The sequence below is a fragment of the Streptomyces diastaticus subsp. diastaticus genome (genome assembly GCF_011170125.1).
GTDB classification, from domain to species: Bacteria; Actinomycetota; Actinomycetes; order Streptomycetales; family Streptomycetaceae; genus Streptomyces; species Streptomyces diastaticus.
The window spans coordinates 2635225-2648496 of the sequence record NZ_BLLN01000005.1 but is presented as its reverse complement, the minus strand read 5'-3'; the positions used below and the strand labels follow the sequence as shown (position 1 = coordinate 2648496).

The window sequence follows — 13272 nt, the reverse complement described above, 5'->3', positions numbered from 1 at the left end:
GTCCCTCGCCGAGCAACAGGGGGAGTGTACCCGGGGGCGGGGAACCGGCGGAAATCGATCACCCGGCGCCGTGATGACGGCGGACCGCGCCCGCACCGGAGACAAGCGGCCGCGCCTGTGATCCCGTACCGGGTGGAATCCGTCGCGCCGGCGCGACAGCCGTCCTGGGAACGCTCCTCGGCTCCGCCGCCACCCAGCGCGGCACCGCCGAACGCGGCCACCGCTTCACCCGCGACGAAAAACTCCGCCAGGAACGCCTCGACGCCTACGTCACCTACGCCGGCGCCTCGTCGACCACCGCCGCTGCCTCATCCACCTCTGGTTCCGCCGTCACGAGTCCCGCCCCGGAAGACCCCGACGCGGTCCGCATCCGCGGCTACGACCTCCGCACCCGCGCCCAGGAGGCTCCTTTCCGCGTCCAGACGCTGACCGCGGACGAGGGACTGGGGCGCACGGGCTCCCGCCTGCCGGACGAGGTCTCCGAGGTGCACAGGGCGCGGGACCGGGAGGATCTGGACGGGCGGCGGGAGCGCACCAGGGACGGGACAGCCGGGCCGGTGAGGGAGGCCAAGCGGCAGCTCTGAGGCTGTCGGCGAGCCCGGGGCGCGGGGCGGTGGCCGCACGGATCAGGGGCCCGTGCCCCGCTCCGGGGTGCCTGCCAGGCGGTGGCCGTCTCCGGCGGCCCCTTCAGCGGGGTGGCGGACCGGTGCCCGGAGCGCGGCACGCTCACCCCGCCCACACCCGCCGGAACTCCTCCGCCGCGATGACCTCGACCGGGTCCTCGGCGAGGTCGATCGGCTGGTCCGTCAGGAAGCCGTGTTCGTCCTCCAGGTGTCGCCAGTCGTAGCGGAGGAGTCGGCCGGACGGGGTCAGTTCGGCTTGCCTGACGACGACCAGTTCGCCGCGGTCGGGGACGGCCTCGAAGTACCAGAGGTTGCCGTCCTCGTCGGCGTGGCGGAAGTGCTGCCGGAAGGCGGCGTGTTCGTCGAGGGCCCGGTAGTGGGCGACGGTCTCGGTCCTGGCGCGTTCCACGTGGTCCACGGGGCCGTCCTGGCAGCGGGGCCGGCCGGGTAGGCGCAAGGCCCGGACCTGGAAGGGTGCCGGGCCTTGCGTCGCAAAAGCGTTCCTGCGGAGTCTCCCCCGGTCTGCCGGGCGGGTGGCTCCGTACGGGGAGTGGTTACTCCTCCTCGAACAGGCTGGTGACCGAGCCGTCCTCGAAGACCTCGCGGACCGCGCGGGCGATCAGGGGGGCGATGGAGAGGACGGTGACCTTGTCCAGCTCCAGTTCGTTGGGGGTGGGGAGGGTGTTGGTGAGGACGAACTCGCTGACCTTGGAGTTCTTCAGGCGGTCGGCGGCGGGGCCGGAGAGGACGCCGTGGGTGGCGGTGACGATGACTTCCTCGGCGCCGTGGGCGTAGAGGGCGTCGGCGGCGGCGCAGATGGTGCCGCCGGTGTCGATCATGTCGTCGACCAGGACGCAGACGCGGCCCTCGACGTCACCGACGACCTCGTGGACGGTGACCTGGTTGGCCACGTCCTTGTCGCGCCGCTTGTGGACGATGGCCAGCGGGGCGCCGAGGCGGTCGCACCAGCGGTCGGCCACGCGGACACGGCCGGCGTCGGGGGAGACGATGGTGAGCTTGGAGCGGTCGACCTTGGTGCCCACGTAGTCCGCCAGGATCGGGAGGGCGAAGAGGTGGTCGACGGGGCCGTTGAAGAAGCCCTGGATCTGGTCGGTGTGCAGGTCGACGGTGAGGATGCGGTCGGCACCCGCCGTCTTCAGCAGGTCCGCGATGAGGCGGGCCGAGATGGGCTCGCGGCCGCGGTGCTTCTTGTCCTGGCGGGCATAGCCGTAGAACGGGACGATCACGGTGATGCTCCGCGCGGAGGCCCGCTTCAGAGCGTCGATCATGATCAGCTGTTCCATGATCCACTTGTTGATCGGGGCGGTGTGGCTCTGCATCAGGAAGCAGTCCGCGCCGCGCGCGGACTCCTGGAACCGCACGTAGATCTCGCCGTTGGCGAAATCGAATGCCTTGGTCGGTACGAGACCGACCCCCAGCTGGTGGGCGACCTCCTCGGCAAGCTCGGGGTGGGCGCGGCCGGAGAAGAGCATCAGCTTCTTCTCGCCGGTCGTCTTGATCCCGGTCACAGCACTTGTCTCCTCAGACGAATCTTCCGCCGCTGCACCCGCCCCGGTCCGGACACCCCTGACGTGCCAGACCTCGGAACTGCGAGCCAGCCAAATCGCGTGCATCTATCACGGTACGCCGTGTCAGGCGCGGCCGTTTCCGGTCAGCTTTCGGCCGGAGTCTCCTCGGCGCCGCTCTCCGCGGCCTTCGCGGCGGCGCTGCCGGGCCGCTTGCGGGCCACCCAGCCGTCGATATTCCTTTGCTGGCCCCGGGCCACGGCCAGAGCGCCGGACGGCACGTCCTTCGTGATCACGGACCCGGCGGCGGTGTAGACGCCGTCCCCGAGCGTGACCGGTGCCACAAACATGTTGTCCGATCCGGTGCGGCAGTGGCTGCCGATCGTGGTGTGGTGCTTGTTCACGCCGTCGTAGTTGACGAAGACGCTGGCGGCGCCGATGTTGCTGTGGTCGCCGATGGTGGCGTCGCCCACGTAGCTCAGGTGCGGGACCTTGGTGCCCTCGCCGATCGTGGCGTTCTTCATCTCGACGTACGTGCCCGCCTTCGCGGACCGGGCCAGGCGGGTGCCGGGGCGCAGGTAGGCGAACGGGCCGACACTGGCCTCCGGTCCGATCTCCGCTCCGAGGGCGACCGTGTTGTCGACCCGGGCGCCCTCGCCGACCGCGGTGTCGGTCAGCCGGGTGTTCGGGCCGACCTCCGCGCCCTCGGCGACGTGCGTGGTGCCCAGCAACTGGGTGCCGGGGTGGACCAGGGCGTCCTGGCCGAAAGTGACCGTCGCGTCGATCCAGGTGGAGGCCGGGTCGACCACCGTGACGCCGGCCAGCATGGCGCGCTCCAGCAGGCGGTCGTTGAGGACGCGGCGGGCGGCGGCGAGCTGGACGCGGTTGTTGATGCCGGCGATCTCGCGGTGGTCGGCGGCGAGCGAGGCGCCCACCCGGTGGCCCGCGCCGCGCAGGATGCCGAGGACGTCGGTGAGGTACTCCTCGCCCTGGCTGTTGTCGGTGCGCACGGCGGCCAGCGCCTCGGCGAGCAGGCGGCCGTCGAAGGCGAAGACGCCGGAGTTGATCTCGCGTACGGAGCGCTGCTCGGCGGTGGCGTCCTTGTGCTCGACGATCGCGGTGACCGCGCCCTGCGTGTCCCGGATGATCCGGCCGTACCCGGTGGCGTCGGGGACCTCGGCGGTCAGCACGGTGACGGCGTTGCCGTCCTTGGCGTGGCCCTCGGCCAGCGCGGCCAGCGTGGCGCCGGTCAGCAGCGGGGTGTCGCCGCAGACGACGACCACGGTGCCGTCGACGGAGCCGCCCAGCTCGGCGAGGGCGGTACGGACGGCGTGGCCGGTGCCGTTCTGCTCCTGCTGGTGGGCGGTGCGGACGCCGGGGTGCGCCTCGGCGAGATGGGCGGTGACCCGCTCGCGGGCGTGGCCGACGACGACGACCAGCTCGGCCGGGTCCAGCTCATGGGCGGCGGTGAGCACGTGGCCCACCAGCGAACGGCCGGAGATCTCGTGCAGGACCTTGGGAGTGGCCGACTTCATACGGGTGCCCTCACCCGCTGCGAGGACGATGACGGCTGCCGGGCGGATGGCGCTCACGGATGTGCCCTTCGGCTTCGGGTGATGGTCACCCGCAGGATACCGGGGAGCCTCCGCGGAGCCCGGGCGCCCCGGAACGCGCAGCGGGTCCCGGCCGACACGGCCGGGACCCGCTGGGTGCTCCCGAGAAGGAGCCGACGTGCTCCCGGGGAAGGAATCGAACCCTCATTCAATGGACCAAAACCATTTGTCCTGCCATTAGACGACCCGGGACGGTACGCCCGCGCGAGGGGCCCATCCATGATCGGCCCCTGTCCGCGCGACACCACTATGCCCCAACCTCGCGCCTCGGCGCGACGATCCACCCCGGCCAGGCGCCCCCGCCGGTACGCACGGGCCCCTCCGGCCGGTCCGGCGGCCGGGCCGCCGCCGGGGCCGGGACGGCGGGAGTCCGGCGCGGGACGCCGTACTCGCCGGAATTGTCGCAGGCCGCACCCGTACGCTGGGGCGTATGACCACGACGGGGGAAGAGCACCGCGCGGCCGGGGGGCCGTGGTGGTGGGAGCGGCGGCGAAGCGCCGTCCTGGACGTGGGGCTGGCCCTGGGGTCGGCCCTGGAATGCGCTGTGGAGGGCGTGCCGTTCGCCGAGGGCGCCGGGCTCCCGGCGGGGATCGGGGTGTTGCTCGGCGTCGTCGCCGGAGCCGTGCTGGTGGTGCGGCGGCGGTGGCCGGTGGCGGTGGTGCTGGTCGCCATCGCGGTCACGCCGGCCGAGATGGGGTTCCTGCTGGCGACGGTCGGCCTCTACACCCTGGCCGCCTCGCAGGTGCCGCGCCGCATCATCGGGGTGACCACGGGGATGTCCCTGGCCGCCACCCTGATCGTCACGCTGATGCGGACCCACCAGGGCGTCGGCGGGGGCATGTCCGGCACCCGTATCGACACCTGGTTCGTCCCGCTGATGTCCGTCCTGGCCTCGGTGGCGATGACCGCGCCCCCCGTGCTGCTCGGGCTGTACGTGGGAGCGCGGCGCCGGCTGATGGAGAGCCTCAGGGACAGGGCGGACAGCCTGGAGACCGAGTTGCAGCTCCTGGCCGAACGGGCCGAGGAACGCGCCGACTGGGCGCGCGGCGAGGAGCGGACCCGGATCGCCCGCGAGATGCACGACGTGGTGGCCCACCGGGTCAGCCTCATGGTGGTGCACGCCGCGGCCGTGCAGGCGGTCGCGCTCAAGGACCCGCAGAAGGCGGTGAAGAACGCGGCACTCGTCGGCGACATGGGCCGCCAGGCCCTCACCGAGCTGCGGGAGATGCTCGGCGTGCTGCGCGCCGGGGAGGCGCTCGGCGGCTCGGTGCGCGCGGTCGTGCCGCTCGCGGCCGTCGGTGTGGCCGCGGCCGCGGCCGCGACCCGGGCGGGCGCCGCCGAGGACGGCCCCTCGCTGGCCGAGCTGGAGGAACTGCTCGGCCACTCCCGGGCCGCCGGGATGAGCGTCGAGCTGTCGGTGCAGGGTGAGGAGCGGGCGTACGCGCCGGAGGTCGAGCAGACCGCGTACCGGGTGGTGCAGGAGGCGCTGACCAACGTCCACAAGCACGCCGCGGGGGCCGGGGCGGTCGTGCGGCTCGCGCACCGGGGGGACGAGGTCGCCATGCAGGTCGAGAACGGGCCGCCGCCCGCCCGGGACGAGGCCCCGGCCTTGTTGCCCAGCGGGGGCAACGGGCTGGTCGGTATGCGCGAGCGGGTGCTCGCACTGGGCGGGGTGTTCGTCTCCGGCGAGACCGAGGCCGGGGGGTTCCGGGTGTCGGCCGTGCTGCCCGCCCGCCCCGCGGTGCCGGCCGCGCGCGAGGGCTAGGGCCTGTCCGGCGGATCCTCGCGGGCCCGCGACGCCTGGCACCCACTCTCGCCGCACGCCCGAATGCCCCGAGTACGTGCGGTACGAGGGAGAGCCGGGCGCACGCCGGGAGCACGCACCGGACGCCGCGGGCCGTGCCCCGAGGATCCGCCGGACAGGCCGTCGGGGCCGGGCGGCGCCGACTGGGCCGCTCCCTCGGGCCCGGGCGCGCCAGGCCCGCGCCGACGGTGTGCTCATGCGCCGGCGGGACCGGTTCTGTCCTCGTGCCGGACGGGTGGTCTGCTCCTGCGCCGGCCGGGCCGGTCCGTCCCCGTGCCGGGCGGGCGGTGTCCTCAGGCGCCGGACGGCTGGGTTCGACCCGGTGCCGGACCGGCTCGGTCCGTCTCCGCCGTGGGCCTGCTCGGTCACCCCGCCATGAGCCCTGCCCGGTTCCTTTGCCGCGAGTCCTACTCGGCCGACGTCACCGTGAGCCTTATCGGCGGAGTGCCCGAGAGGAGGGTCGTGAGGGCGGCGTCGATGTCGGCGCCGAGGTACCAGTCGCCGGTGTGGTCGATGGCGTAGACGCGGCCCTCGGTGTCGATGGCGAGGAGGGCCTGGGGGGCCGTGTCGTCGCCCGTGCTCTCCTCGCCGAGGGGGCACAGCTCGCTCTCCAGGGCGCGGCCGAGGTCGCCGAGGGTGCGGGCCATGTGCAGGCCGGCCAAGGGGTCGATGCGGAAGGTGCTCGGGGTCAGCTGGCGGCCCGGTCCCTTGGGGGCGATGCGCAGGCCGCCGAATTCCGCCCAGGACTCCACGGCGGCCGGGGTGACGGAGTGCTGGTGGCCACCGGGGGTGGTGTGGGCGCGCAGGGCGTCGGCCCAGATCTCCGCCTGCTCGATGTCCCAGCGGCCCGGCTGCCACCCGGCGGCGCGCAGTGCGGCGTCCACGGTGATGGGGAAGCGGGTCGTGGAGGTGCGGTTCGGCATCAGCTCTCGTCCGGGGCGGGGTCGACGACATGGACGCCGAAGTGCGCGGCGAGCGCGGCGCAACTGCGGCAGGGCGGGGCGAAGGCGCCGTGCAGCGGGTCGCCGTCCTCGCGGATGCGGCGGGTGGTGAGCTTGGCGTGCTTGAGCGCTTTGCGGGCCTCGCCCACCGTCATCGGTTTGCGGGCGGCGCGTTTGGAGCGCGTCTCGTCCGCCCCGGTGATGCGGCGCGAGATCAGGATCGTTTCCGCACACCGCCCGGTGAACCGTTCCCGCCGGTCGCTGGTGAGGGTGTCCAGGAAGTCCTGGACGAGGGGGTGCAGGCCGGGCGTCCGGTCGGTGCGGCTCGCCGTCGCGGTCAGGGTGATCCCGCGGCAGGAGAGCGCGGCGGCGACCGCGGGCAGGATGCCGTCCCGCCGGTGGCGCAGGAACGGCACCGGCGCGGTGCTGCTCCAGCCGACCCGCGGGTCCCCCGCCGCCTCCGGCGAGGGCGACGGGGCGGGGACGCCGGGGGCACCGGCGGCCGGCTCGGCGGCCGTGCCGGTGGCGAGGGTGAGGGTGGGGCCGCCGGTCCGCGCTGCCCGGCCCGGGTCCCCGGCGGCGGAGCCGAAGCGGGCGGCGGGCCGGACGTTCGCCGGGGCGGTGAAGCCGAAGGAGCGGTCGGCTCCCCGGGGCCGGGTGGCCGGTCCGGACGCCGCGGGCGCGCCGAGGTGCCCGGTGTGCCCGGGGCGTACGCCGAGGCGTTCCGGGCCCGGGGTGCGGCCGGGGGCCGGGCCGGAGTCGCCGGTCCGGCCTGCCGGTGTCTCGTCGTCGGTACTGCGCCAAACGGTACGCATCGTGGTGCTCGTCCCTCCCGTGCCCGTGGTCGCCGCCACGGGTGCCACGCCCCCCGGTTTGCGGGTCCACCCTGCCAAATCGGGGGGCCCGGGGCGAAGCGGGGGCCGGGTTGCGGCGTACGTGTCGCGAGGTTGTGGCGGTGCCGGGACACGGGGTGCGCGACCGGCACGGGGTCAAGAGGCGGCCCGGGATCGGGTGTTGGTGCTGGTTGGGGCGTGATGCGGCTTTCGTGGGGAGGTGGGTGGGTGGCCGGGGCGCGGGCCGGGCGGGTCCCACGGAGGGGGGCGGGGGCGCAAGCGCGTACGAAGGGGCGGGCGACCGGCGGGCGGCGCGGGGGCCGGTCCCCCGGGGAGGGTTCGGGCGGGCGGACGGGAGGTCTCGTGACGGCCCTGTCACCGCCCGCTTCGGGGGCGGGCGGCCGGTGACCTCGCCCGGTACCACCGCATAGGCTGTCGCTGTCCGCGAACCAAACACAGTGCCGCAGGGGGCAACCGCCATGACGACAGGTCGGCTCGGGCAGCAGGCCGCGCCGCCGAACGCGGCCTATGCCGGGCAGGTCGTGCACTTCCCGGACCCGGTCCGCGCGAAGCGCCACCCCGCCGGGGTGCGCGTCGACGGCGACGGCTACCCGGACTTCTCGCCGTACGCGCGCGCGGCCGTCGAGATCGCCGAACCGCCCGAGGGCTTCGGGGTGGACGAACTGCGCCTGACGGACTACGTGTCGGCCAACGCGGCGCTCGCCGCCGCCGGCCACGAACTGTGGGAGACGCTTCCCGCCGTCGCCACCCCGCACGGCTGGACCTGGCACCACGTCGCGCGCACCCGCCGGCTCGAACTGGTCCCCGTCGAGGTCAAGGCGCTGCTGCGGCACCACGCCGGGCTCGCCACCACCGCCGTCGACCACGGCAAGCGCGGCACCCGCCCGCTCCAGGAGACCCGGCCGGCCCACTTCGCCCTGCCCAAGGGCGGTACGGCCGTCAGCGAGCAGCAGGTGCTGGCCGCCGAGGAGGACCTGGGCTACCGCCTGCCGGGCGCCTTCCGTGACTTCCTCAAGGCGGCCGGCGGCTGCGCTCCCGCCGGGGTGGCGCTCGACCCGCAGCTGGGCCTCCTCGTCGACCAGCCCTTCCTGACCCTGCGCGACCAGGCCGCCGTCAACGACCTGGTGTACGCCAACAAGTGCCTGCGCGACCACCTCACCAAGGACTACCTGGGCGTCGCCTTCGTCCAGGGCGGCCTGCTCGCGGTCAAGGTGCGCGGTGAGCGCACCGGCTCGGTGTGGTTCTGCGCCTACGACGACGCGCGCGACCAGGACGGCTGGTCGGTGCAGGACCGTGTGGAGCGGCTGCTGCTGCCCTGCGGTGACGACTTCGACGCGTTCCTGGACCGGCTGGCGGGCAGCCCGCCGGAGCTGGAGACCGTGGCCGACCTGATGGTGGACGGCGGCTTCGCCGAGGCCGTCCCGGTGGAGGGGTGAGCCCGATGGTGACCTTCGCACAGGCGCAGGAGCGCGCCGAGGAGTGGATCAACGCCGATCTGCCCGCGTACCAGCACCGCGAGGTGAAGGTCCGCGAGTTCGACCTGGGGTTCGTGGTCTGGGCCGAGGACCGTGAGGGCGGGCCCGTCTCCGACGGCGGTCGCCAGCGCCTGGTCATCGCCCGGGACAGCGGCGACACCACCCTGTGGCCGGGCCTGCCGGTCGGCGAGGTGGTCCGCCGGTACGAGGAGGAGTACGGCCGTGCCGGACAGGCCGCCGAGCCGCCCGCACCGCCCCGCAGCGGCGACCTCGAACAGACCTCCTTCCTGCTGAGCCCGCCCGAGTGGCTCCAGGAGGCCGCCGACAAGCTCGGCATCCCGGACCGGCGCGGCGAGGCGGCGGGCACGAGCGGCGGCACGGACCCGGGGCGGGACCCGGGCACCGGTACGGACACCCAGGCCCCGCCCGCCCCCGAGCCGTCCGCCGACCCGGCGCCGCCCGGGGGGACGCCAGGCGGCGGTACACCCTGGCCCGCCGCGGCGTCGGCCGACGGCGCGGCCGCGGAGGCGACGCCGTGGGCGGGCACGGACACCAGCGACACCGACGAGGACCGGGCCGTGCCCGCGCCCGCCACGGTCTTCGCCCCGCCGCTCAGCGGTGCGGACGACGACGGGCGGACGCCGCCGCCCGGGGTCTCCCCGGACGCCAAGACCGCGCTGATCTCCGGCGGCAGCGCCCTGCCGGCCACCGCGGTCGTCCCCGCCCACGACATCCCGGCCGGCCCGCCGGCCGCCGCTCCCTCGGCGCCCGCCGCGCCGCCCGCCCCCGAGCCGGGCCGCCCGGTCCCGCCCGGTGCCGAGGACATCGCGGACGCCGCCACCAGCAAGGCCGAGGCCGCCCCGCGCGGCCCCCGCGCCCCTGGTGCGACCCCGCCGCCGCCTCCGCCGCCGGGTGCCCCCGGCGCCCCGGCCGGAACGGGCTCGCAGGGCGGCGGCGCGGCCCACCTGCCGACGCAACTCGCCTCCCCGCTTCCGGACTCGCCGGCCCCCGGCACCTCCGGTACGCCCGGTGCCCCCGGTACGCCCCCGCCTCCGCCCGGTGCCCCGGGTACGCCCGCGGGCGGCGTCCACCATGCCGCGACGATGCTGGCCGGTCCGAGTCAGGGCGGGAACGTGCCGCACCCTCCCGGTCCGCCCGGTACGCCCGGTGCCCCGGGTACGCCGCCGCCTCCGCCCGGTGCCCCGGGTACGCCCGCGGGCGGCGTCCACCATGCCGCGACGATGCTGGCCGGTCCGAGTCAGGGCGGGAACGTGCCGCACCCTCCCGGTCCGCCCGGTACGCCCGGCGCCCCCGGTACACCGCCCCCGGCCGCACCTGGCACCCCGCCCGGCGGCGTCCACCACGCCCCGACCATGCTGGCCGGGCCCGGCCCCGGCCAGGGCCCCGACGTGCCGCGCCCTCCCGGCCCGCCCGCCCCCCCGCCGCAGGGCCCCGCGCCCGGCGCCGGTTACGGCTACCCCCAGCAGCCCGGCGGGCTGCCCACCGTGGGCCCCGGCTACCAGGCGGTGCTGCGCTACCGCGCCCAGGACGGCTCCGAGCAGCAGCTCATCCGCCGCTCCGCGCCCGGCACCCCGCACCCCGAGTGGCAGATGCTGCACGAGCTGCGGGCGATGGGCGTACCGCCGCAGCAGGTGCTGGAACTCCACACCGAGCTGGAATCCTGCGAACTGCCCGGCGCCTACTGCGCCCGGATGATCCGCGAGACCTTCCCGCAGGCCCGCATCACCTCCATCGCCCCGTACGGTCGCGACCACGCCTCCCGTCAGGAAGGCATGCGCCAACTCCTGGAACACCAGGGCGAGCTGCACCAGGTGGCGGACGGGCCGGCCCGTCCGGCGCCGGTCCGCGCGCCGCTGCCGCCGGTGCCCCCGGCGCCGCAGGTCGGGCCGGACGTCATCGCCCAGGAACTGGCCGGTGCCGTCGGGCCGCAGGGCGTCTTCCGCTTCGACCAGCACGCCGTCTCCCGGCAGGGCGTCCCCGACATCGTGGCGCACACCCTGGTCTGGGCCGGGCTGCCGCTGGACCTCGGCCCGTTCTTCTGGGCCCAGGCCCAGCCCGGCCGGCCCGTCCCGACCCTCGCCGAACTGGCCCAGGAGCGCGGCGTGCAGCCCGCCTCCGACGCCGGGTCGTACCTGGTGATGGGCAGTGACTTCGGCAAGGCGCTCTGCGTCCAGTACGGCACCGCGCACATCGTGGCGGTGCCGGTGGAGGCGGGGCCGGGCGGTGCGCCCGTACCGCCGCAGTTCGTCAACAGCGGGCTGCCCGAGTTCGTCCGCTGCCTGGCCCTGCTGGCCCGTATGTGGCACCTGCGCTTCGGGCTCAACCAGGAGCAGGCGGGCCGCTGGACGGTCGACTTCCAGGCCCAGCTCGCCGCCCTCGACCCGGCGGCCCTCGGCTCGCCGGAGAACTGGTGGTCGGTGGTCCTGGAGCAGATGTGGGACGGGCTGTTCTGACCCGGGCCCCCGCCGGACCCGTCGCCGAGGCCCCCGTACGCGTCCGTCGCGCACGGGGGCCTCGGGCGTCACCCGGTCGCGGCCGGCGTTCCCTGGTGGTGGTACAACCGCCAGCGCTCCCCGCCCTCGGTGTCCTCGCCCAGCCGCCACAGCGAGGTCCGGTGCACCCGCCGCTCCCCGCGCACCGTCGTGAAGCGGAGCTGCACCCACCCGGGGGCGAGCAGCCTGCCGCTCATCTCCCCCACCTCGGCGGCCGGTTCGTCGTCGGCCTCGAACGTGGGCAGCGCGGCGAGGAGGGCCTCGCGGGTCCAGCGCCTGCCTGACGCGCCGGTCTCGGAGAACTCCGGGTCGAGGAGCCGGGCCGCCCGGTCGGGGGCCGAGCGGACCTCCCGTCCGAGGAGCGCCAGTTCGCCCCGGATCGCGGCGGAGACGGACCGGTCAGGGGTGTGGGCGGAGTCGGCGGTGGCCACGTGGCTCGTCCTCCTGGCTCGGGTCACGGGGTGGCCAGTCGAGCACGGGAGGAGCGCGGCGGCAAGGGAAATGTCGCCGCCCGAGGCGCGGGGCCGAGGTGCGGGGCCCGTGGAGCGGCCGGCCGCCACCGGCCCTCGCCCCCGCCGGCGAACGGCGGCTCCCGCCACGCCCTCCACCATCGGGCCGGCTACCGGGTCAGGTCTCCCGGCGGCGGGTCAGGTCTCGGGGACCTCGACGGGCGGCGGGACGACGGGGGCGCCTGTCTCGACCGGGGGCGAGGTGGACGCCGACCGGGAAGAGGAGGAGCGGGCCCGGGAGCCGGCCACCGTCGGGCCGAGGTCGCGGCCCCGTCTCCGCGACGGCGGCGTCCACCGCGGCCCCGGTGGGGCGGGCGAGCGCTTCGAGGGGGTGGCGGAGCCGTCACGGGGACACCCCGCGTCAGGGGCGGGACGGCGGAACGGCTGCCTGGCCGCGGCGCGGCAGCCGCTGGTTCGCGGGCGGCGGTGACGGGTAGCCACGAGCGCATGGAGCGATTCGACGGATACGGCGTCCTGGTCACCGGCGCCGGACAGGGGATAGGCGAGGCCGTCGCCCGGCGGTTCGCCGCCGAGGGCGCGCGGGTGCTGGTCACCGACCTGGACGCGGAGCGGGCGGAGAAGGCGGCGGCCGGGGTGCGGGCGGCGGGCGGCGAGGCGGCGGCGCTCGCCTGCGACGTGGCGGACCGGGCGGCGGTCGAGGCGGCCGTGGCGTACGCGGTCGAGCGGTTCGGCGGGCTCGACGTGCTGGTGAACAACGCCTGCTCGGCCGGTCAGGACCCGCCGCTCTTCGAGGACGGCACCGACGAGGTGTGGGAGCGGGACCTCGACATCACCCTCACCGGCGCCTACCGCTGCGCCCGCGCCGCCCTGCCCCACCTCGCGGCCGCCCCCGGCGGACGCGGCGCCGTGGTCAGCGTCGGCTCGGTCAACGGGGAACAGGACTTCGGCGGCCACGCGTACAGCGCCGCCAAGGCGGGGCTCGCCGGACTGACGCGGACCCTCGCGGGGCACGCGGCGCCGCGCGGGGTGCGGGTGAACCTGGTCGCGCCCGGCACCGTCGCCACCCCGGCCTGGGCCGGGCGCGAGGCGGGACTGGCGGCGGCCGCCGCGCACTACCCGCTCGGGCGGGTCGGCCGGCCCGAGGACGTCGCGGCGGCCGTGGCGTTCCTGGCCTCCCGGGACGCCGCCTGGATCACCGGCGTCACGCTGCCCGTGGACGGCGGCGTCCTCAACAGCAACCAGCCACTGCTCCAGGCGCTGCGCGGAGCGTGACGCCGCGCAGGGCCCCGGCCGGGCGTACGCCATCCGCCCTGTCCGCCCTGCGCCGCCGCCCCGCCCGCCGGATCATGCCGACATGACGGGCGCGGGTGAGGCGGGCGAGGCGGGAGCGGCGGGCGGCTGGTCCCCGCCCACCACGCACCGGCCGGGGCCGGGAGAGGGGCCCCGGCGCCGG

General features: G+C 75.9%; 11 protein-coding genes and 1 tRNA gene. 5 read left to right on the top strand and 7 right to left on the bottom strand.

Annotated elements, in window-relative coordinates; all coding sequences use genetic code 11:
• Positions 1 to 137 precede the first annotated feature (137 nt).
• On the top strand, positions 138 to 584 hold the full coding sequence (gene kilB, locus Sdia_RS30920) for a plasmid transfer protein KilB (protein ID WP_487251285.1): 447 nt from the start codon (positions 138 to 140) through the stop codon (positions 582 to 584).
• Positions 585 to 726: 142 nt separating this feature from the next.
• Here kilB and Sdia_RS28665 read toward each other — a convergent pair whose 3' ends face one another.
• The 4 genes from Sdia_RS28665 to Sdia_RS28650 form a co-directional block, all read right to left on the bottom strand.
• Entirely contained in the window at positions 727 to 1041 is a 315-nt protein-coding gene (locus tag Sdia_RS28665; RefSeq protein WP_189500102.1) for a hypothetical protein, read from the bottom strand.
• Positions 1042 to 1177: 136 nt separating this feature from the next.
• Positions 1178 to 2152 (bottom strand): ribose-phosphate diphosphokinase, encoded by a 975-nt coding sequence (locus Sdia_RS28660; RefSeq protein WP_100456812.1) that lies wholly within the window; start codon positions 2150 to 2152, stop codon positions 1178 to 1180.
• A 143-nt stretch (positions 2153 to 2295) separates the two neighbouring features.
• The gene (gene glmU / locus Sdia_RS28655; RefSeq protein ID WP_124287610.1) at positions 2296 to 3741 is read right to left on the bottom strand and encodes a bifunctional UDP-N-acetylglucosamine diphosphorylase/glucosamine-1-phosphate N-acetyltransferase GlmU; all 1446 of its coding nucleotides are present in this window, start codon (positions 3739 to 3741) and stop codon (positions 2296 to 2298) included.
• A 142-nt stretch (positions 3742 to 3883) separates the two neighbouring features.
• Positions 3884 to 3954, bottom strand: a tRNA-Gln gene (locus tag Sdia_RS28650).
• A gap of 238 nt (positions 3955 to 4192) precedes the next feature.
• On the opposite strand from Sdia_RS28650, the gene Sdia_RS28645 reads away from it, so the two are divergent.
• Positions 4193 to 5527, top strand: coding sequence for a sensor histidine kinase (locus tag Sdia_RS28645; RefSeq protein WP_115067866.1), 1335 nt, complete (start codon positions 4193 to 4195; stop codon positions 5525 to 5527).
• A gap of 446 nt (positions 5528 to 5973) precedes the next feature.
• On the opposite strand, the gene Sdia_RS28640 is transcribed toward Sdia_RS28645, so the two are convergent.
• Both Sdia_RS28640 and Sdia_RS30455 read right to left on the bottom strand, forming a co-directional pair.
• Positions 5974 to 6489 carry an SUKH-3 domain-containing protein gene (locus Sdia_RS28640; RefSeq protein ID WP_100456808.1) on the bottom strand — a complete coding sequence of 172 codons (516 nt, stop codon included), beginning with the start codon at positions 6487 to 6489 and terminating at the stop codon, positions 5974 to 5976.
• A complete protein-coding gene (locus Sdia_RS30455; RefSeq protein ID WP_164381548.1) occupies positions 6489 to 6923 on the bottom strand; it encodes a YwqJ-related putative deaminase in 435 nt (144 codons plus the stop codon). The genes Sdia_RS28640 and Sdia_RS30455 overlap by 1 nt, the downstream gene beginning before the upstream one ends.
• Positions 6924 to 7819: 896 nt before the next feature.
• Here Sdia_RS30455 and Sdia_RS28630 point away from each other — a divergent pair.
• Both Sdia_RS28630 and Sdia_RS28625 read left to right on the top strand, forming a co-directional pair.
• A complete protein-coding gene (locus Sdia_RS28630; RefSeq protein WP_100456806.1) occupies positions 7820 to 8797 on the top strand; it encodes an SMI1/KNR4 family protein in 978 nt (325 codons plus the stop codon).
• Between the two features lie 5 nt (positions 8798 to 8802).
• The gene (locus Sdia_RS28625) at positions 8803 to 11310 is read left to right on the top strand and encodes an SUKH-4 family immunity protein (RefSeq protein ID WP_115067868.1); all 2508 of its coding nucleotides are present in this window, start codon (positions 8803 to 8805) and stop codon (positions 11308 to 11310) included.
• 68 nt (positions 11311 to 11378) lie between these two features.
• Here Sdia_RS28625 and Sdia_RS28620 read toward each other — a convergent pair whose 3' ends face one another.
• Positions 11379 to 11780 (bottom strand): nuclear transport factor 2 family protein, encoded by a 402-nt coding sequence (locus Sdia_RS28620; RefSeq protein ID WP_223123504.1) that lies wholly within the window; start codon positions 11778 to 11780, stop codon positions 11379 to 11381.
• A gap of 525 nt (positions 11781 to 12305) precedes the next feature.
• Between Sdia_RS28620 and Sdia_RS28615 the strand changes: the two genes are divergently transcribed.
• A complete protein-coding gene (locus Sdia_RS28615; protein ID WP_100456803.1) occupies positions 12306 to 13091 on the top strand; it encodes an SDR family NAD(P)-dependent oxidoreductase in 786 nt (261 codons plus the stop codon).
• Positions 13092 to 13272: the final 181 nt, after the last annotated feature.

Bases quoted from the DNA above. Each gene is read 5' to 3' on its own strand.
- Sdia_RS28645 (WP_115067866.1), top strand. From the start codon at position 4,193: ATGACCACGACGGGGGAAGAGCACCGCGCGGCCGGGGGGCCGTGGTGG.
- Sdia_RS28615 (WP_100456803.1), top strand. From the start codon at position 12,306: ATGGAGCGATTCGACGGATACGGCGTCCTGGTCACCGGCGCCGGACAG.
- Sdia_RS28640 (WP_100456808.1), bottom strand. From the start codon at position 6,489: ATGCCGAACCGCACCTCCACGACCCGCTTCCCCATCACCGTGGACGCC.
- Sdia_RS28630 (WP_100456806.1), top strand. From the start codon at position 7,820: ATGACGACAGGTCGGCTCGGGCAGCAGGCCGCGCCGCCGAACGCGGCC.
- Sdia_RS28625 (WP_115067868.1), top strand. From the start codon at position 8,803: ATGGTGACCTTCGCACAGGCGCAGGAGCGCGCCGAGGAGTGGATCAAC.